Source organism: Anaerococcus hydrogenalis DSM 7454 (assembly GCF_000173355.1).
Lineage (GTDB): Bacteria > Bacillota > Clostridia > Tissierellales > Peptoniphilaceae > Anaerococcus > Anaerococcus hydrogenalis.
Window position 1 is genome coordinate 35295 of sequence record NZ_ABXA01000031.1, and the last position, 18110, is coordinate 53404.

The 18110-nt window shown below is 29.5% G+C and carries 22 protein-coding genes and 1 pseudogene; 4 read left to right on the plus strand and 19 right to left on the minus strand.

Translation table 11 applies throughout. The annotated features are described in order from the left end of the window. Window positions 1–9: 9 nt before the first annotated feature. The 4 genes and pseudogenes from ANHYDRO_RS05015 to ANHYDRO_RS10655 form a co-directional block, all read right to left on the minus strand. Window positions 10–2372: pseudogene (locus ANHYDRO_RS05015) on the minus strand (glycogen/starch/alpha-glucan phosphorylase). 56 nt (window positions 2373–2428) lie between these two features. Next, a complete protein-coding gene (locus tag ANHYDRO_RS05020; RefSeq protein WP_004814292.1) occupies window positions 2429–3049 on the minus strand; it encodes a hypothetical protein in 621 nt (206 codons plus the stop codon). Further along, the gene (locus tag ANHYDRO_RS05025) at window positions 3050–3940 is read right to left on the minus strand and encodes an AI-2E family transporter (RefSeq protein ID WP_004814293.1); all 891 of its coding nucleotides are present in this window, start codon (window positions 3938–3940) and stop codon (window positions 3050–3052) included. It lies immediately after the preceding gene. Between the two features lie 68 nt (window positions 3941–4008). Continuing rightward, the gene (locus ANHYDRO_RS10655) at window positions 4009–4245 is read right to left on the minus strand and encodes a hypothetical protein (protein ID WP_244261648.1); all 237 of its coding nucleotides are present in this window, start codon (window positions 4243–4245) and stop codon (window positions 4009–4011) included. Window positions 4246–4343: 98 nt separating this feature from the next. On the opposite strand from ANHYDRO_RS10655, the gene ANHYDRO_RS05030 reads away from it, so the two are divergent. Both ANHYDRO_RS05030 and ANHYDRO_RS10660 read left to right on the plus strand, forming a co-directional pair. Continuing rightward, the gene (locus ANHYDRO_RS05030; protein WP_244261649.1) at window positions 4344–4760 is read left to right on the plus strand and encodes a thiamine diphosphokinase; all 417 of its coding nucleotides are present in this window, start codon (window positions 4344–4346) and stop codon (window positions 4758–4760) included. A 26-nt stretch (window positions 4761–4786) separates the two neighbouring features. Beyond that, window positions 4787–4966 carry a motility associated factor glycosyltransferase family protein gene (locus tag ANHYDRO_RS10660; protein ID WP_004814296.1) on the plus strand — a complete coding sequence of 60 codons (180 nt, stop codon included), beginning with the start codon at window positions 4787–4789 and terminating at the stop codon, window positions 4964–4966. A 561-nt stretch (window positions 4967–5527) separates the two neighbouring features. On the opposite strand, the gene ANHYDRO_RS05035 is transcribed toward ANHYDRO_RS10660, so the two are convergent. The 9 genes from ANHYDRO_RS05035 to ANHYDRO_RS10665 form a co-directional block, all read right to left on the minus strand. Further along, a complete protein-coding gene (locus ANHYDRO_RS05035; protein ID WP_004814298.1) occupies window positions 5528–5881 on the minus strand; it encodes a Spx/MgsR family RNA polymerase-binding regulatory protein in 354 nt (117 codons plus the stop codon). Between the two features lie 47 nt (window positions 5882–5928). After that, the gene (locus ANHYDRO_RS05040) at window positions 5929–6381 is read right to left on the minus strand and encodes an Asp23/Gls24 family envelope stress response protein (protein ID WP_004814299.1); all 453 of its coding nucleotides are present in this window, start codon (window positions 6379–6381) and stop codon (window positions 5929–5931) included. 19 nt (window positions 6382–6400) lie between these two features. Beyond that, window positions 6401–6721: a DUF2273 domain-containing protein gene (locus tag ANHYDRO_RS05045; RefSeq protein WP_039914135.1), complete on the minus strand. Its 321-nt coding sequence runs from the start codon at window positions 6719–6721 to the stop codon at window positions 6401–6403. A gap of 8 nt (window positions 6722–6729) precedes the next feature. Next, entirely contained in the window at window positions 6730–7269 is a 540-nt protein-coding gene (amaP, locus tag ANHYDRO_RS05050) for an alkaline shock response membrane anchor protein AmaP (RefSeq protein ID WP_004814301.1), read from the minus strand. A gap of 273 nt (window positions 7270–7542) precedes the next feature. Further along, window positions 7543–9243, minus strand: a complete 1701-nt coding sequence (gene abc-f, locus ANHYDRO_RS05055; protein WP_004814302.1) for a ribosomal protection-like ABC-F family protein — start codon at window positions 9241–9243, stop codon at window positions 7543–7545. Between the two features lie 6 nt (window positions 9244–9249). Beyond that, on the minus strand, window positions 9250–9888 hold the full coding sequence (locus ANHYDRO_RS05060; RefSeq protein WP_004814303.1) for a redox-sensing transcriptional repressor Rex: 639 nt from the start codon (window positions 9886–9888) through the stop codon (window positions 9250–9252). A 14-nt stretch (window positions 9889–9902) separates the two neighbouring features. Beyond that, entirely contained in the window at window positions 9903–10340 is a 438-nt protein-coding gene (locus ANHYDRO_RS05065) for a hypothetical protein (RefSeq protein WP_004814304.1), read from the minus strand. Window positions 10341–10348: 8 nt separating this feature from the next. Further along, window positions 10349–12175 (minus strand): translational GTPase TypA, encoded by a 1827-nt coding sequence (gene typA, locus ANHYDRO_RS05070; RefSeq protein WP_004814305.1) that lies wholly within the window; start codon window positions 12173–12175, stop codon window positions 10349–10351. 118 nt (window positions 12176–12293) lie between these two features. Continuing rightward, window positions 12294–12587 (minus strand): ATP-binding protein, encoded by a 294-nt coding sequence (locus tag ANHYDRO_RS10665; RefSeq protein WP_262359371.1) that lies wholly within the window; start codon window positions 12585–12587, stop codon window positions 12294–12296. A gap of 241 nt (window positions 12588–12828) precedes the next feature. Here ANHYDRO_RS10665 and rd point away from each other — a divergent pair, with 241 nt between their 5' ends. Next, a complete protein-coding gene (gene rd, locus ANHYDRO_RS05080; protein WP_004814307.1) occupies window positions 12829–12987 on the plus strand; it encodes a rubredoxin in 159 nt (52 codons plus the stop codon). 61 nt (window positions 12988–13048) lie between these two features. Further along, a complete protein-coding gene (locus tag ANHYDRO_RS05085; protein WP_004814308.1) occupies window positions 13049–13645 on the plus strand; it encodes a TVP38/TMEM64 family protein in 597 nt (198 codons plus the stop codon). 30 nt (window positions 13646–13675) lie between these two features. Here ANHYDRO_RS05085 and ANHYDRO_RS05090 read toward each other — a convergent pair whose 3' ends face one another. From ANHYDRO_RS05090 to ANHYDRO_RS10040, 6 genes are all read right to left on the minus strand, one after another. Continuing rightward, window positions 13676–14506 (minus strand): glycosyltransferase family 8 protein, encoded by an 831-nt coding sequence (locus ANHYDRO_RS05090; RefSeq protein WP_004814309.1) that lies wholly within the window; start codon window positions 14504–14506, stop codon window positions 13676–13678. A gap of 13 nt (window positions 14507–14519) precedes the next feature. Next, on the minus strand, window positions 14520–15494 hold the full coding sequence (locus ANHYDRO_RS05095) for a YitT family protein (RefSeq protein ID WP_004814310.1): 975 nt from the start codon (window positions 15492–15494) through the stop codon (window positions 14520–14522). Between the two features lie 56 nt (window positions 15495–15550). Beyond that, window positions 15551–16732 (minus strand): coenzyme F420-0:L-glutamate ligase, encoded by a 1182-nt coding sequence (locus ANHYDRO_RS05100; protein WP_004814311.1) that lies wholly within the window; start codon window positions 16730–16732, stop codon window positions 15551–15553. 67 nt (window positions 16733–16799) lie between these two features. Further along, window positions 16800–17174 (minus strand): hypothetical protein, encoded by a 375-nt coding sequence (locus ANHYDRO_RS05105; RefSeq protein WP_004814312.1) that lies wholly within the window; start codon window positions 17172–17174, stop codon window positions 16800–16802. 2 nt (window positions 17175–17176) lie between these two features. Then, window positions 17177–17914 (minus strand): NAD-dependent protein deacylase, encoded by a 738-nt coding sequence (locus tag ANHYDRO_RS05110; RefSeq protein WP_004814313.1) that lies wholly within the window; start codon window positions 17912–17914, stop codon window positions 17177–17179. 25 nt (window positions 17915–17939) lie between these two features. Then, the gene (locus ANHYDRO_RS10040) at window positions 17940–18104 is read right to left on the minus strand and encodes a hypothetical protein (protein WP_004814314.1); all 165 of its coding nucleotides are present in this window, start codon (window positions 18102–18104) and stop codon (window positions 17940–17942) included. Window positions 18105–18110 lie beyond the last annotated feature (6 nt).

The following is an 18110-nucleotide window of genomic DNA, read 5'->3' on the forward strand; positions in this document are numbered from 1 at the left end:
TTTCTAATTTTATAGTTTCCAAATATCTTTTGCGTATTCAAGGATTGTCCTATCTGATGAGAAATAACCTGCATTTGCTATATTTTTTAAACTCTTTCTTGCCCATGTAAGTCTATCAGCATATTCCTTGTTTATTTTTTCGTGAGTTTTCTTATAGTCTTCAAAGTCTTTTAAGACAAAATAATTATCAGCCTTTTCTCCCCCTTGTGGGTTTATTAAGGAATTATAAATATCAAGGAACATATAGGAATCATTATCTTTTAATTCTCCTGATAAGAGAGCATCTACTGCATCTTTTATATCTTCATTTGTGTGATAGAATTCTTTTGGATTGTAGGAATTATAAATTTCATTTAATTCCTCAACTTTCGCTCCAAATAAATAATTATTTTCAACTCCTGCATTTTCAAATATTTCTATATTTGCCCCATCATAGGTTCCAAGTGTTAGGGCTCCGTTTAGCATGAATTTCATATTTCCTGTTCCTGAAGCTTCTTTTCCTGCTGTTGAAATTTGCTCAGAAATATCTGCTGCTGGGAAGAGTTTTTCACCGTAGCTTACCCTGTAGTTATTTACAAACACTACTTTTATTTTGTCATTTACATATGGGTCATTGTTTACTACTCTTGCTATCTCGTTGGCAAGTTTTATTATTGCCTTTGCCCTAAAGTATCCTGGTGCTGCTTTTCCTCCAAGTATAAAGGTTGTTGGGTAAAAGTCCATGTCAGGATTATTTTTTAATTCATGGTAGAGGTTTATTATATGAATAAGGTTTAGGTGTTGTCTTTTGTATTCGTGGATTCTTTTTATTTGAATGTCAAAAATAGAATTTGGATCTATGCTTATTCCTTCATTTTCTAGGATATATTTTGCCAAATCTTTTTTGTTTTCATATTTTATTTGGTTTATTTCTTCTAGAGTTTTTTCATCGTCTAGGAATTTTTCAAGGCCTTTTAATTTTGTTAGGTCGTATTTCCAATCACCTGTTCCCAATTTTTCTGTGATGAAATTTGATAGTCTAATATTTGAATAAACAAGCCATCTTCTTGGGGTGATACCATTTGTTTTGTTGTTGAATTTTTCTGGCATTAATTTGTACCAATTGTTAAAGGTATCATCTTTTAGAATTTGTGTGTGAAGTTTTGCAACTCCATTTACAGACTTACTCATAACAATAGCAAGATTTGCCATTCTTATTTGGTCAAATCTAATAATCCTATAAGGATCGATTGCTTCTTCTGATAGGCCTTTTTTCTTAAATTCTTTTACAACATTTTCGTTTAATTGTTCTATTATTTCAAAACATCTTGGGCAAACTTCAAGCATTATGTCTTTTGGCCATGTTTCTAGGGCCTCTTGTAAAACTGTGTGGTTTGTGAAGGCGAAGGTATTTTTTGTAATTTCTACTGCCTTTTCAAAGTCAATTGAATTTTCATCAACCAAAACCCTGATTAGCTCAGGAATTGCAATTATTGGATGGGTATCATTTAATTGGATTACATGGTATTTTGAAAATTCTTCAAATTGGAGGTCATTTTGGAAATATTGTTTGTATTTTGCAACCATATCTTGGATTGAAGCTGAGCAGAAGAAGTATTGTTGTTTTAATCTTAAAACTTTTCCTTCTCTTTGAATATCATTTGGATATAAAACCCTAGTTATATCTTCAGCCCTGTTTTTTCTTCGACTGCCTTATCATATTGAAAGTTATTAAAATATGAAAAATCAAATTCTTCAAATGGTTCTGCTTGCCATAATCTTAAAGTATTTACTTGTTCGTTTTCAAATCCTAACATTGGCATATCGTATGGAACTGCCTTTACTGTTTGGTCCCTAAATTTTACAATTTTTGAATCAGATTCTACTCTTATTGACCAGCCATCACCATCTTTTATCCAGTGGTCACCTTCTTCTACCTGAAAGCCGTTTTCAATTTTTTGTTTGAAAAGTCCTTCCCTATATCTTACTCCGTAACCATACATATCTAGCTTTTGGGTTGCTGCTGAGTCCATAAAGCAAGCTGCAAGTCTACCAAGCCCTCCATTTCCAAGGGCAGCATCATCTTCAAAATTTTCTATTGATTCAAAGTCTATATCAATTTCTTTTAAAATTTCCTTAACCTCGTCATAAATACCAAGGTTTATAAGGTTATTTCCAAGTGATCTTCCTACCAAAAATTCTGCTGAAAAGTAATAGGCCTTTCTTGATTTTCTGGTCCTATTTTTACAATTTCTCCATTCTTGGTTTATTAGTTCCATTATTGTATCGCAAAGGGCAAAGTACCTGTCCTTGTCTGAAGTATCCTTAAAGTTTTTCAGCGTTATTCTTTGCAAGTTTTCTATATAGCTTTCCATAAATTTATTTTTGTTCATATTATTCTCTCCTATATTTTTTCTTTAATATTAAAGTATTTTTAATATCTTAAGCCTTAAGCCACTATACTATCTCTTTCAAAATAAATAAAACCTGTATAGGTTCTTGCTTGATTTAAAAATTCTTTTAAAGAAATTTTATAGACCTCTCCCCAAGAAGAAAGGGTTAGAATATAGTCATCTTCTTTTTTATCTAATTGGGTAATTGTTACCCCGTGATGTTTCATGACATCAACTGAACTACTTAGCCAATTAAAAAATATTACAGGTAGGTCTTTTGCAAGGGCTCCATTAATAAAGTTTGCAATTTCATCTATTGAGTGTCTTTTTATTGGCAAATCTTCTAAAATGTGAGATTTAAGTCTTAGGTGGTAGGATTTTCTAATCCTATTTAGCTTAAAATCTAACATTCTTGCTGTAGGAATCCCATATATTTTTGGCCTTAAAGTTTTAAAAAACCAATATTGGTAGTCATTAAATTCGTCATAAGAAAATTTCTCACCATCTTTAAAAAGATATAGGTAGGTGTTGGTAAAGGCTGTAACTACACAAGACCTATCCCTATAAAACTTACTTACTCCTATATCTTTTAGCATATTTTGAAAACCACCAAAATATATTTTATTTTTCCTAACAACCGGAACAAATTCTCCCTTTTTAGATCTTTTTAATTTCATCTAATCTTCTTCCTTTTTGTAGTGGACTTTTTCTGCCAATTCTTTTATTTGATCTTTTGAGATTTCTTTTTTCTCTAATTTTTTATCCATTTTTTCATTCATTAGTGTGTATAAAATTGATGCTATAGGAATTGAAACAAGCATTCCTACAACTCCAAACAAACTTCCTCCAATGGCTATTGAAACTATTATCCAAATTGATGGAAGACCAATTGTTTTTCCGGCAAGGGCTGGATAAATTATTGATCCTTGAACTTGTTGGACTATTAATAAAAATATTAAAAATACCAAGGATTGGAAGGGTGATTCTATAAAAATTAAAATCATCATAATAATTGTTGCAATCAAAGGACCAACATAAGGGATAAAGTCTGCTATTGCAACCATGATTGCTGCCATTGCTGCAAAGGGAATCTTTAAAATAAACATTCCAATCAAAACTAAAAGTCCCAAAATCAAACTTGAAAGGGCCTTTGAATTTATATAAGAAGCGAATGTTGAATAAGATAGGCTTGCCACCTTATTTATTTCATCGGCTGTTTCTTTTTTAAAGATTGAATAAATTACCCTGTTTGCCAAAATTTTCAAATCTTTTTTGCTTATTAAAACAAATACTGAAAATATCAGGCTAGTTGCTACAGTTACAAGGGTAGATGAAACTGAATTTATAATAGTTGTTGTCTTATCAAAAATATTTCCAGCCTCACCCATGAAGTAATCCCTAACTTGGACTAGTTTATGGTTCCAATCAACACTATATATATATTTTTGCACATCATCAGCAAATCTTTTTGTAATTTTATTTTTATTTAAAAGTTTTACAAAGTCATTTAAAAATACTGGGAACCTGTCAATCAAAGTAGTTACTGCTGATGAAATTCTTGGAATCAAGACATTTAAAAATATAGTAATACCAAGAATAAATAAAATCCATGATGTAATTAGTGAAAATACAGGGATTAATTTTTGGTTTTTTCTGTTTTAAATACTTTTGAAAATACTTTCTTTTCAAAAAAATTCATTGGCAAATTAATAATAAAAGCCAACATAAATCCAATCAAAAAAGGTTGAATCACAGCTAAAAATACTGTAAGGGCATTAGTTACATTTTTTATATACCAAAATGTAAAAAATACCAAAATAGAAATAAGAATCACCCTTAATAATTGTGAATTCTTTTGGTCTAATTTTTTCATTAAAATATAACTCTCCTTATTTATCATTCTTATTCATTTTACCATAGATATTTTCTTTATTCTATAATATCCGTGCTATAATAAGGATGAGGTGGATTATGAAAAAATGTTATATTTTTGCCGGTGGAGAATTTGATGGGTTTTTTGACCAGGTAAAAGAAGGAGATTATATAATAGGAGCTGACAAGGGATATACCTATATTGAAAAAATAGGCCTAAGGCCCCATATAATAATTGGTGATTTTGACTCAGCAAAAAAACCAGACTTTGAAAATAAAATTGTCCTAAAACCCGAAAAAGATGAAACCGACTTGTATGCTGCAATAAATATAGGAATAAAAAAAGGATATAAAAAAATCATAGTCTATGGGGCCTTGGGAGGAAGAATTTCCCATACCATAGCAAATATAAAAATCCTTGAAGACTTTAAGAAAAAAGGAATAGACATAGAGTTAAAAAATAAAAATCAAAGGCTATTTGTAATAGATAAAAATTTCATAGAAAAAAACAAATAGAAAATACCTATGTCTCCCTTTTTGCCTTGACAGAAAAGGTCGAAAACTTATCTTTAATAAATTTAAAATACCAACTTAAAAATTACACTCTAGAAAATGACATGCACATAGGAGTATCAAATGAGCCTATTGGTAAAGAATTTAAAATTGAATTTGATAAGGGCATGGTTCTTGTAATTTATGAAAATAAAAACACATATAAATAAGGCAGGATTTTCTGCCTTAGACTGTCTACAAACCACCCACTAATTTCGAGCAGATAAACAACTGAAACGGACTTTGTTTATCTAGTAGAAATGAATAAAATTTTAGTTTGTCTACAGTTTAAAATATTTTGTTATATATTTTTTATTTATCTTAAAGTTTTTTATTTTTAAAAATTAATTCTTCGTTATGTTAGGGCGGAGGAAATGGGGGAGTTTCGATTCTCCCCCTTTTTCCTCCCCCCTAACAACCCCCCACTTTTTCGCCCCCCCCTGCAACCGACCATTGCATGGAGCTTTTCTTGTAAGAAGCTTCGCTTCTTTCAATTTTTTAAAATTATTTTCCAAATATAATAAATTTAAATGTATGACATAAAAATCAATTCATTTATTTATACATTTATCACACAAATTAAGCGAGCGAATAAATCTAAAGAAATCTCTTCAATTATTTCATAAGATAAATCGGGAAAAATAGTCTAGACTGTCGGTTGTTTAGTTGGTTGAAATGAGCGAGAATTTAGTTTGTCAACAGTATAATCTCAAACTTTTCGCTTGAGATTTTTATTTTTCTATATATTTTTCAATATTTAACCTTCCAACTACAACATCATCTCCATTTACCAAAATTGGTCTTTTTAAAAGCATGCCATCTGATGCTAGAAGGTCTAATTTTTCATCTTCTGACATATCCTTTAATTTGTCTTTCAAATTTAATTTCCTATAAATTTGCCCAGAAGTATTAAAAAATTTCTTTATATCAAGGCCACTTTTTTCATAGAGATCTATTATTTGATCTTTTTCAGGTTTTTCTTCCTTTACATCTTGAAATTTATAAGAAATATTTCTCTCTTCTAAAAATTTCTCAGTTTTCTTGCAAGTTGAACAAGACTTATATCCAATTAATAAAACTTCCATTTTTTCTCCTTAAAAAAGAGATTGGAAAAACCAATCTCTTATCTTTATTATCTTCTATCTTTTTTATCGTCAGAGTCAGATTTTTTTGCCTTGTATTCTTCTCTTGTCATAACATCAACAACATCAACATTTACTGTTATAACGTCAAGACCTGTCATTTCTTTTACATTTTCTCTAACAACTTTTTTGATTTGTTCAAATATTCTTGGAGCTGACTTTCCATATTCTAAGATAATTTGCATGTTTACTTTTGCTTCTTTTTCTCCAACTTCTACATCAACTCCTGATGTATCTTGTTCTGTTGAAGATTGGAAAACTGATGATACAGAATCAAAAAAGCTTGCTTTCATATCCAAAATTCCATCAACTCTGTTGACGGCAATTCTTGAAATTTTTGCAACAACCTTGTCAGCTATAGATAATTTTGAAACTTCTTGTTCGATTTCTGCGTCTTTTTCTAGACCTTTTTCGTATTCTTTGTCAAATGTTTTTTCTGTCATAATATACTCCCCTTTTTATTTATTGAAATTTTTTTAATAAGTTGATTACAAATCCTATTACTTTAGGATCTTTGTCAAGCCATCCGCCTAGGCAATAGCAAAATCCTAATACTATCCAGATACCAAGAGTTCTAAAAAATCCATAATCAAATAAAGATCCAATAGTTACAATTCCCAAGATTAGAGAAATTATCTTATACTTATTTTCCTCTTTAAATTTCTTACATTCTGCTTCTTTTCTCTCTTTAATATCTAATTTTCTCATCTCTACATCATAGGTGGATACTTGTTTTTCATTTTCTTGATTTTTCAAACCTAAATTTTCATTATTTTTATCCATCATTCCACCTACCTAATTTCTCTTTCTTGACTTTTTTGGGCCTTGTTTAATTGAACATGTGCACTTATATTTTCTATTCCTGTAAGATTTTTTAAGGCAAATTCAATTTCTGCTTGAATTTTTCTACCTATATCTTCAAAATCTCTTTCACCAAAAATATCACATTTTACATTTGCATCTATATTATTGCCCTTAATTATCTTAACTTTTGAATCAGTTAGCTCTGCTCCATGGAATTTCTTCACAGCAGAATCTACCGTAGCATCTAATGAGTTTTTTGTTATAAAAATATCCCCAGTATTATCTTCTACTAAATATTCACGCTTATCATTTTGATTTGCGATAATATCTATTAAAAGAATGATAGCAAAAACTAATACAGCAATCGCTACTCCTAATAGCACATACCTGTAATTTTGGATTTCTAAATATGATAATAAATCATGACGAATTCCATCATCAACAAGAGATACAGTACCTAGTACCGCAGCTATTATTATGAGAACTATAGTCATTAGAGACCACAAAAATTTTTTAAAACCTCCCATAAATCCTCCTCACTTATAATTTACCCACGCTTTAGTTTTTGAAACAAAACTTTTTAATTTTCTTCCAATTCTAAGGATAGGTCAAGCCACATATCTTGTACTTTTTGTTTTCTATCTTCAAGATTTTTTATCTTTTCAAAAGTTTTTATAACTTTTTCTTGGTCATCATAAAAACCTTCTTTTAGGCTTATTTCAGTTAATTGATGGATTTTTGTATCAATAGTATTAGATTCTTTTTCTAATTTTTCAAGTTTTTCTTTTATTTTTCTTATCTCAAGCCTTTTTAATTTTTCTTTTTTCTTCTTTTTTAATTTGGGTTTGGGTCATGGATGATTTTTTCTCATCTTCCATTGACTCCTCTTTTATTTTTTCTACATAATAATCATAATTTCCCAAATATTCTTTCATATTATCCTTATGCATATCAAGAATCTTAACAGCAATTTTATTTAAAAAATACCTATCGTGGCTTATGACAAGGACTGTTCCCTCATAAGAGATTAAAGCATCTTCCAAGGCCTCTTTAGAATCTATATCTAGGTGGTTAGTTGGCTCATCCATCAAAATAAAATTACAATCTGACAGCATAAGTTTTAAAAGAGAAATTCTTGCTCTTTGGCCTCCTGATAATTCATTTATCGGCTTATCTACTTCATCTTGATAAAACATTATTTTTGCAAGATATGATCTTATCTCAAAATTTGTAAGGTCAGGATAAGCTTCTCTTATCTCTTCAAACAAAGTATTTTCTGTATTTAAAGATTTTTGTTCTTGGTCAAAATATCCAATTTTTACGCTTGAACCAAGTTTTATTTGACCTTCATCTTTTCTTTCTTGGTTTAAAATTATTTTAAAAAGGGTGGTTTTTCCTACACCATTTTCTCCAATTATTGCCACCCTATCATTTCTATAAATATTAAAAGAAATATCTTCAAAAATTTCCTTATCATAGGATTTTTTTAGTTTATCAACACTTAATACATCAACTCCAGATACAATTCTTGGCGTAAATCTTATATTTATTGACTCATTAAGACTATCAGGTTTTTCTAGTCTTTCCATCTTATCCAAAAGTTTTTGTCTTGATCTTGATTGGGAAATTCCCCTTTTTCTTTTTGAACCTCCAAGATTTTTAAGCCTATCAATTATCTCTTCTTGCCTTTTAATTTCTTTTTGTTGGGACTTATAAAGGTGGTTTTGAACCTTCAAATCTTTTTTTCTTTGCTTCATAAAAGATGTGTAATCACCGTTATAAATTTTTAAGGATTCATTTTCTAATAAAAATATTTTTGATACAGTTGCATCAAGAAAATACCTATCGTGGCTAATTACTATAACTGATCCCTTAAAATTTTTGACAAAATTTTCCAAAAAATTAATAGCCTTTATATCGAGGTGGTTGGTTGGCTCATCTAATAAAATAAGGTCAGGCTTTTCCAATAAAAGACAGGCAAGTTCAACCCTTGCCTTTTGTCCTCCTGATAAAAGCGAAACTTCTTTTTGAAAATCTTCTTCCTCAAAACCCATACCTATAAGAACCCCTCTTATTTCTGACTTATAGGAATAGCCTTGTTTTTTTTCAAATTCTTCGCTTTTTTTTGCGTATTCTTTCATTATTTCATCGAGCCTGTCTGGATTTTTTTCCTCGCTCATCTTTACTTCCAAGTCCCTAATATTTTTTTCAAGACTTATTAGATCTTTAAAAACATCCAAACAATAATCATATATACTTTTATTTGACATAAGACCTAGTTGTTGTTTTAAATATCCAAGACTTATGTCATTTGGTATATGTATATTTCCCTTATCTTTTGAAATCTCTCCTGTTAATATATTAAATAGTGTAGACTTTCCAGAACCGTTATTTCCTATTAGTCCAATCTTATCTCCCTTATTTATGGTAAAGGAGATGTTTGAAAATACATCTTTATTTGGGTAGGATTTTTCTAAATTTGATACTGAAGCTACAATCATAATTATCTAAAAAGCGAAATCTTCTGGTGAGTTGATAAAATAAGTTAAGGTAAATAATGATTCATCTAGGTGAACATTTTCTATTACTACATTATTTTTTGTTTTTAAATCAACTGGTGCGAAGTTCCAAATTCCTTTTATTCCTCCTTCACAAAGAATATCACATACTTCTTGGGCACCTTCTTTGGGTGTAGTGATTATTCCTATATCAATCTTATTTTCTTCTAAGTAATCTTTAAGCTTATCTATTGATAAAACCTCAAGTGTGTCTGTTGATACTTCTTCGTTATTTTTATCAAAAACTGCCTTTACATTATAGTCTAGACTTTTAAAGCCACTATATTGGTAAAGTGCATGGCCTATATTTCCGTAACCAATTATTACCATAGAATATTCTTTGTCTACACCGATAATTTTAGCAAGCTCATCCATTAGCTCTCTTACGTTATATCCGTATCCTTGTTGGCCAAAGCAACCATAGTGGTTTAGGTCTTGTCTGATTTGACTTGCTGTAAGTCCTGTGATTTGTGAAAGTTCTTTTGATGAAACTCTTACAATGCCTTTTTCATTTATTGCTTCTAAATATCTATAATATTTTGGTAACCTTTTTATTACTGATAAAGAAACACTTAGCTCTTTTTTCATAAGATAAACCTCCCTTATTTTTTAATTTCTTCTTTATTTTTTATTCTTTTTATAAGGATTAAATTTATAATATGTCCTACATAGATTATAATTAGTCCACTATAAAAAATTTCTTGCCAATAATCTGTTATTCTTCCATCAACTGCTATGTATTTTGGTAAAAGTGGTGTGTAATTGCTTATCACAAGTAAGGCGTGAAAACTTAACAAGGAAAAAACAACTACACTTATTAATGCTAAAAATATTGAATATCCCCTAGAATTTTTTTCCATCAATATATATAGGGGATAGGCTAACATTATAACCCACGAAATAATAAAGGAAATATTCCATATATGATTTACTATTTGTGGGTTAATTTTGGTAAGTATTAGCATTAAATTTGATAATAAAACCACTAAAATTGTCAAAAGCAAAGAAGTTGAAAGAAATCTTTCAAATCTTTTTTTCATGATCCACCTTATTTGCTATTTTTCTTAGCCTTGTATCTTAGATTATTATCTAAAATTCTTTTTCTAATTCTTAGCTTATGAGGGGTAATTTCTATAAGCTCATCTTCTTCTACAAATTCCATCATTTCTTCAACGCTCATAATTTTTGCAGGAGATAAAACCAAGGCCTCGTCAGCTGCTGATGCTCTGACATTGGTTTGTTTTTTCTTTTTGCAGACATTTACGTCAATGTCAATTCCTTTTGCGTTTGATCCAATAACTTCTCCTTCATATACTTCATCTTGAGGTTTTACAAAAAGTTGTCCTCTTGATTGGGCAGCATGAAGGCCATAAGTTGTTGCAACTCCTGTTTCAAATGAAATAAGTGATCCTGCTTGTCTTTTTGCAATATCTCCCTTATATCTTTCATATGAATCAAATTCTGTATTTAAAATTCCAGTTCCTTTTGTATCAGTCAAAAATTCTTGCCTATAACCTATAAGTCCTCTTGCAGGAATTTTAAATATCATTCTTGTATATCCTGAAGAATTTGGAGCCATTTCTATAAGTTCTCCCTTACGAAGTCCTAATTTTTCTATAATTGCTCCAGTGTATTCTTGGTCTACATCTATTGTTGCAAGTTCAATTGGTTCTAAGGTTTTTCCATTTTCATCTTTCTTAAACATAACTTCAGGCTTTGAAACTTGGAATTCGTATCCTTCTCTTCTTAAGTTTTCGATTAATACTGAAAGATGTAATTCTCCTCTTCCTGAAACCTTGAAGGCTTCTGTTGAATCAGTTGTCTCAACCCTAAGTGATACGTCTGTTTCTTTTTCTTTAAATAGCCTATCTCTTAAGTGCCTACTTGTTACATAATCTCCATCACGTCCTGCAAAGGGTGAATTATTTACAGAAAATGTCATTGAAAGGGTTGGTTCAGAAATTTTTGTAAATTCTATAGGATCCATATCACTTTCTGTACAAATTGTATCTCCTATATTTATATCTTCCATTCCTGATAGGGCAACAATTGAACCAAAGGAAGCTTCTTCTACTTCACTTCTTTCAAGTCCTTCAAATTCATAAATTGTAACAATTTTGGATTTTACTTTTCTGTCTTTATCATTGTAATTTACAATTATACAAGAATCATTTTTCTTGATTTTTCCACTTTCAACTTTTCCAATTGCAATTCTTCCAAGATAGTTATCATAATCTGTTGTTGAAACCAAAACCTTAAATGGACTATCTTCTTTAGCTTCAAAGGCAGGAGTATATTCTATTATTGTATCTAAAAGATCTGTCATATCTTCTTTTTCTTCACCAAATTCTAAACTTGCCCAACCTTGTTTTGCTGATGCAAAAACAAATGGGGAATCAAGATATGATTCGTCAGCATCAAGTGAGATAAATAAGTCTAGGACTTCATCCATTACTTCCTCAACTCTTTGGTCTGGTCTATCAACCTTATTAATACAAATTATTGCTGGAAGATTTAATTCAATCGCCTTTCTTAATACAAATTTTGTTTGAGGCATTGGTCCTTCGTGACTATCAACTACCAAAACAACAGCTTCGGCCATGTTTAAAACTCTTTCAACTTCTCCACCAAAATCGGCATGGCCTGGAGTATCGATAATATTTATTTTTATATCTTTATAATTTATGGCAGTATTTTTTGAAAGAATTGTAATTCCTCTTTCTTTTTCTATAGAGTTTGAATCCATAACTCTTTCATCAACTTTTTGATTTTCTCTAAAAATACCACTTGTCTTTAAAAGTCCATCAACCAAGGTTGTTTTTCCATGGTCTACATGGGCAATTATCGCTACATTTCTTATATCTTCACGTTTCATTAAATCACTTCTTTCTTATCTATTATAAACTATTTATTCATCAATTTATTATATCATATGTGATAAGATTATCAATAAATAACAAAAAAAATACTTGATAAAATAAAATTACCAAGTATTATATATACAATTTTATCTTCGAATTTCTTTTTACCAAGGCTATTATAATATTATCTTTAATTATTAAATCATCTGCTAGGGTATAAACAAGTTTTATCCCCCTACCATGATCATTTAAACCATCATTTTCATAAAGATAATCAATTCCTTCTCCCTCATCTTTCACTTTTATTAGGCAACAATCATCATCCATGATAAAAGTTGTATCAATGATCTTATCATACTGACACCTGTTTCCATGTTCATAGGAATTTATTATAAGTTCATCTAGGATTAATCTTATTTTAAAAATTAAATCCTCATCTTATTTTTTTTTTTTTAAATTTAAAACAAGCTCGTCCCTAAATTTTTTTATTGCTTCAAGGTCTGTAGGCATTGTGTTTCTAATAAGTTCCATATTATCCCTCATCTCTTACTAATAGACTTATACCCAATAAAAAAATTTTTGTCAATTTTTCTGCTAGTTTTTAAAATTATTGATTTTTTTAATTTTGTAGTATAATGTTAATATAACGAAACGAAAGGAGAATATTATGAAATACGTATGTACAGCTTGTGGATATATCTATGATCCTGCAAACGGAGATCCAGATAACGGAATCGACGCAGGAACAGAATTCAAAGATCTACCAGAAGATTGGGTTTGCCCAGTTTGTGGAGTAGGCAAAGATATGTTCGAAGAACAAGAATAAGATTTTTTTTATGAGAGGCTTAAGCCTCTCTTTTTTGTAAATTCGTATTCATGATTTTTTTATGAAATATTTTTTGAAAAAACATAGTAAAAAAATTAAAATATCTATAAGCATTGGTCTTTCTATTTTATTTTTTTATTTTTTATATAGATTATATGTATTAGGAATACTTACAAATTCAGATAAATTGTATGATTATATCGGTGCTTTTTCATATCTTGCTCCTTTAATATTTATAATTTTGAAAGTTTTAATAGGATTTGTTCCTTTTATTCCAACAACAATTTTTATAGTAATAGGTTTCGCTTTGTTTGGTCAAAAATTTGGCTTATTTTTAAATTACATAACAGGTCTTATGACTGCTGTTTTAAATTACACTTTGACAAGAATTTACGGTAAAAGATTTTTGAATTTATTTTTACCCAAAAAAAGTATAAAAAAGTATGAAAGTGCTAGAAGACAGAGTACAAAAAGATTTAAAAAAGTTTTATTTCTAACAAGTGCCATGCCTTTTGCTCCAGATAATGCACTTTCCATGGTGGCAGGTTTTAAAAAATTAAACTTTAAAGATTATATTAAGACAATGTCTTTGGCTAAATTAATTGAAATTGTGATAATAGCTTATTTAATGTATCATCTAAAATTATTTCTAGCTTAAAAAAACTCCTAATTTTAAAATTAGGAGTTTTTATATGTTCATTGCATTTTTCCAAAAATATAAATAAAGCGATGTGAATACACCCAAATTATTTTCATCTAACCAAGGTTTTCTTTTTCCACAAAAATGCAAAAAGCAAGTATTAGATATAATATAAGAGAGCTTATATTTTTTATCCTTCAATTTATAAGCTAAATACCTTCTTGCATCATAATTATATTTTATTTCATCAATTTTTATTATTTTATTTCTAAAAACAACATTCAAAAGATCTTGATCCGGCATTATTAGACCCAGTGATTTTGAATTTTCTACATAATTTAAGACTTCTTTTTCATATTTTTCGCTATTTCTTGCAAGTTCTAAATTTATCATCAAAATTCCAGAATTAAAGTAATTTTCTATATCTTTATGGCCTGATGTTAAAGACAGTCTTGCTACATTTGCTGATTGAACAGTTGGAATAGTGTGAGTTGCTGCTGCAAAATAATTATCAGATAAATCCATATTGTAAAGTTCTTCACACGAATTTAAAACTAGTACATCAGGATCAAGGTATAAAATTCTATCTAAACTTTTTGGCAAGTATTTGTATGCCAAAAGTCTATAATACATTTCTTCTGTGTAATAGAAAGTTGTTTTTGCCTTTGAAAAAAGATCTTCAACCTTTATTGTATTTAATTTTCCTTTTCCTAGACTTGCTTTTTCTACAAATTTTTCAATTTCTTTTATCTTTTCATCTCTTATATCTTTATGAATTAGATATATTTCAATTTGTATATAATTACTTTTAAATAATGAATATAACATGGTCTTTAATGGATTTATATAATTTTCATCACAAGAAACTAATACGTTCATTAATTTTTCCTTTCTAATGAAGGTCTGTAGAGTAAAAGCCCTTACCTATTATTGATGAGGTATCTAAAACTGTTATAAAGCAACGTGGGTCAATTTCTCTTATATATTTTCTAAAAAGGGCTGCTTCATAATCATTAGTTACACACAAAAATACTGATTGGTCTTTTTTATAATATAGGCCTGTACCATCAATTACAGTTGCTGACCTATTTAATTTGTCTCTAATAAATACACTGATTTCTTCTTGCTTGGACGTAATTATCAAAAATAATTTTGCCGTGTTAAAGGATGCAATAAATTGATTTACTACAAGTCCTTTCATCAAAAGTCCAAGGCATGATAAAAGTCCGATTTCTGCACCGAACATTTTTATTGACATCAAGGTTAAAATAGAATCTCCAATCAATAGAGATTTGCCAATATTTAAATTGGTGTATTTATTTATAATCATGGCGATTATATCGGTTCCTCCACTGGATGCAGATAGATTAAAAAGAATTGAGGAGCCAAGGGCAGGGATTAATACTGCACAAAATAATTCTAAAAGTTTATTATCTGTAAAGGGCGTTGTGTGAGGCATAATTTTACTTAATAAAAGGGCTGTTAAGGAATTTAGTATGGATACGTAGCCCGTTTTTATTACAAAGTTTTTCCCCAAAATAAAATACGCCAAGACTAATAAGGAAAGATTTAAAACCAAGGTTATAAAGGCTGGTGATAGAGGAAGGCTATTGGAAAGCAGTATGGATGCCCCCTCTACTCCGCCTATTACAAAATGGTTAGGATATTTGAAAAAATGTGTACCATTTGCCATCAAAACTGCTGCAAAACTCATCAAGAAAAACTTCTTTCTTGGACTTAAAGGTTCGTGGGCAAATTTATCTTTTTTCCTATCTTTTCTTAAAATTTTTATAGCAGCATTTCTTTCAAGAATATGTTTTAATTTTTCTTTTTCAGAAAAATTACTTTCACCTATATTTTCGTTCATTTTTACTAATTTTTTAATCCTCCAAGTTTATAAAAAAAAAGCCTCTCGGCTTTTTTTTAATCATTTGAATAATTATCAAAATACCCTTGTATAAGAACAACAGGAGTTCCCTTATCACCAGAACCTGATGTTAAATCACAAAGTGATCCTAAAAGGTCTGTAATTTGTCTAGGTGTTGTTCCTAAAGTTTCATTTGTACCTTTTAAGTCATCTTTTTTGTGAGAAATTCTTTCTCTCATTTTTTCGGTTCTTTCATCAATTGATAAGTCTTTTAATTCGGTATCAGCTATATATTTGATTTTTAATTCGTTTGGTGTTCCAGAAAGTCCCTTTGTATATGCTGGGGATACAACTGGATCTGCAAGCTCCCAAATTTTTCCAACTGGGTCTTTGAAAGCTCCATCGCCGTAAATCATTACTTCAATTTCTTTATTGTATTTTTCAATAAGTCTTTTTTGAAGCTCATCTACGAAAACTTGGCCGTCTCTTGGGAATAATTTTACTACATCGTCTGTAGAAAGATTTGATCCAAGTAAACCATAATCTTCGTTATAACCTGATCCATCAACTGATTGTGTCATTATTTCATCTAGTCCGTAAACTTCTTCGGCACCAGATTTTTCAAGAAGTTTTTTAGTTAAGTCTCTTGTATGAATTTGGCAAACTAAAACACTTTTTGTAAATTTAAGCACATCTTTTGGATTGTTGAAAAAATGTACCTCACTGTTTTTTGCCATTTCCTTGTAAAGAGAAATATAGTCAACTCCAGTAAATTCGTGTTTGTAATCTCCTGCAAGTTTTCTAAATTCTTCTTCTGATAAGATATCTGAATAAGGATTTACATCACTTTCAAATAAGTCCATCCTATCCATAATATAATTTCCTACTTCATCTTGTGGATAAGATAAACAGATGTGAAGTTTTTTACCACTTAAAGCGAAAGCTTTTAACATAATTGAAAATCTGTTTCTACTTAAAATTGGGAATAATATTGCTATTTCATCTGCTTTGAATTTGTTATTGATGTCTTTAGCAATTTGTTCACAAGTTGCGTAGTTTCCTTGAGCTCTTGCTACAAGTGATTCTGTAACACAAACTACATCCTTATCCTTTAATTCGATATTCTTTGATTCAACAGCATTGTTTACGCTATCAAATACTATATCTACTAAGTTATCTCCTGTCTCAATAATAGGTGTCCTAACACCCATTGATACTGTTCCTATTAATCTATCCATACATGCTCCTTCCTCAGGTATTATACAATAAATTTTTTTAAAAATAAAGATAAAATTTAATTTTTTTTTACGATTTTACCTTTTGTTTTGTCTTGCATTTTGGGCATTTTACCATAATTTTTCCTTTGCCCTTAGGAATACGTAATTCTTGTCCACAGGATTTACACTTAATATACTTATATTTTTTATCTCCAAATATTTTCCTCTTAATTTTTCTATATTTTTTTTGAATTGGATTTAAAAATTTTAATTTAAAAATATAATTTTCACTGTTTCTTTTAATCTCATTTGTTGAAATAGTCCTAAATATGGCATAAAAAACAATAATTAAGGGTAGGGCTTGTAAAAAATCAATTTTTAAAAAATAATTTAATAGCATAAGTCCTATGGCAAACCATACTAGTCCTATTGATAGTTCATCTATTCCATGTCTTTTTTTCAAAATTAAACACCTTCTACTAATTCTTTCATTATTTTTGATATATCTCCCTTTAAAAGATAGTCTGCTTTATTATCTTTTGGGGTAGGATCTCTATTTATGACAATAAGTTTTTTGCCCCTATAAAAATCTATAAGTCCTGCTGCTGGATATACAACTAAACTTGTTCCTCCAACTATCAAAACATCAGCCTGACTAATTAAATTTACAGCATAGTTTATATTATCATTATTTAAACTTTCTCCATACAAAACTATATCAGGTCTTACAACTGATTCACACTCATCGCATGTGACTAAATTATTAAATTTTTTTACATAAGAAAGATCAAAATTTTTCCCACAAGATGTGCAGTAATAATCTCTCAAATTTCCGTGAAGCTCAACTACATTTTTACTTCCTGCTTCTTGGTGGAGAGAGTCTATATTTTGGGTAACTATCCCCTTTAATTTTCCCATTTTTTCAAGTTTTGTTAGGGCAAAATGGCAATCATTTGGTTTTATCCCTTCAATCATCAAATTTTCTTTTGCATATTCCATAAATTTATCAGGATGGTTTACGAAAAATTCATGACTTAGCATATATTCTGGTGAATATGAAGAATTATTTTCTCTATTATAAAGTCCTGTTGCAGACCTAAAATCTGGAACTCCAGATGCAGTTGATACTCCTGCTCCACCAAAAAATACAATATTGTTTGACTCTTTTATTATTTTTTTGACATCATTAATTTTATTATCCATAAGATCTCCTTACTATGACTATACCCTACTTGTGTTTTTTAAACTTATTGTCAATGCTTGCCCCAAAAAAGGCACCAAGAACTGCACAGATAACTGCAACCATTTCTTTGTTTGGAAAATTATAGGCATTATTTAAAATAATAGAAATTATAACCCCTCCTATTATTCCTATATACATATTTTTATTCATATAAAC

Coding starts and splice junctions, on each gene's coding strand:
- ANHYDRO_RS10655 (WP_244261648.1), bottom strand. CDS start 4,245: ATGAAAAAATTAGACCAAAAGAATTCACAATTATTAAGGGTGATTCTT.
- abc-f (WP_004814302.1), bottom strand. CDS start 9,243: ATGATTGTAGCTTCAGTATCAAATTTAGAAAAATCCTACCCAAATAAA.
- typA (WP_004814305.1), bottom strand. CDS start 12,175: ATGAAACGTGAAGATATAAGAAATGTAGCGATAATTGCCCATGTAGAC.
- ANHYDRO_RS05020 (WP_004814292.1), bottom strand. CDS start 3,049: ATGAAATTAAAAAGATCTAAAAAGGGAGAATTTGTTCCGGTTGTTAGG.
- ANHYDRO_RS05085 (WP_004814308.1), top strand. CDS start 13,049: ATGAAATATTTTTTGAAAAAACATAGTAAAAAAATTAAAATATCTATA.
- amaP (WP_004814301.1), bottom strand. CDS start 7,269: ATGGGAGGTTTTAAAAAATTTTTGTGGTCTCTAATGACTATAGTTCTC.
- ANHYDRO_RS05095 (WP_004814310.1), bottom strand. CDS start 15,494: ATGAACGAAAATATAGGTGAAAGTAATTTTTCTGAAAAAGAAAAATTA.
- ANHYDRO_RS05110 (WP_004814313.1), bottom strand. CDS start 17,914: ATGGATAATAAAATTAATGATGTCAAAAAAATAATAAAAGAGTCAAAC.
- ANHYDRO_RS10040 (WP_004814314.1), bottom strand. CDS start 18,104: ATGAATAAAAATATGTATATAGGAATAATAGGAGGGGTTATAATTTCT.
- ANHYDRO_RS05035 (WP_004814298.1), bottom strand. CDS start 5,881: ATGGAAGTTTTATTAATTGGATATAAGTCTTGTTCAACTTGCAAGAAA.
- ANHYDRO_RS05065 (WP_004814304.1), bottom strand. CDS start 10,340: ATGAAAAAAAGATTTGAAAGATTTCTTTCAACTTCTTTGCTTTTGACA.
- ANHYDRO_RS05040 (WP_004814299.1), bottom strand. CDS start 6,381: ATGACAGAAAAAACATTTGACAAAGAATACGAAAAAGGTCTAGAAAAA.
- ANHYDRO_RS05030 (WP_244261649.1), top strand. CDS start 4,344: ATGAAAAAATGTTATATTTTTGCCGGTGGAGAATTTGATGGGTTTTTT.
- ANHYDRO_RS05060 (WP_004814303.1), bottom strand. CDS start 9,888: ATGAAAAAAGAGCTAAGTGTTTCTTTATCAGTAATAAAAAGGTTACCA.
- ANHYDRO_RS05045 (WP_039914135.1), bottom strand. CDS start 6,721: ATGGATAAAAATAATGAAAATTTAGGTTTGAAAAATCAAGAAAATGAA.
- ANHYDRO_RS05100 (WP_004814311.1), bottom strand. CDS start 16,732: ATGGATAGATTAATAGGAACAGTATCAATGGGTGTTAGGACACCTATT.
- ANHYDRO_RS05090 (WP_004814309.1), bottom strand. CDS start 14,506: ATGAACGTATTAGTTTCTTGTGATGAAAATTATATAAATCCATTAAAG.
- rd (WP_004814307.1), top strand. CDS start 12,829: ATGAAATACGTATGTACAGCTTGTGGATATATCTATGATCCTGCAAAC.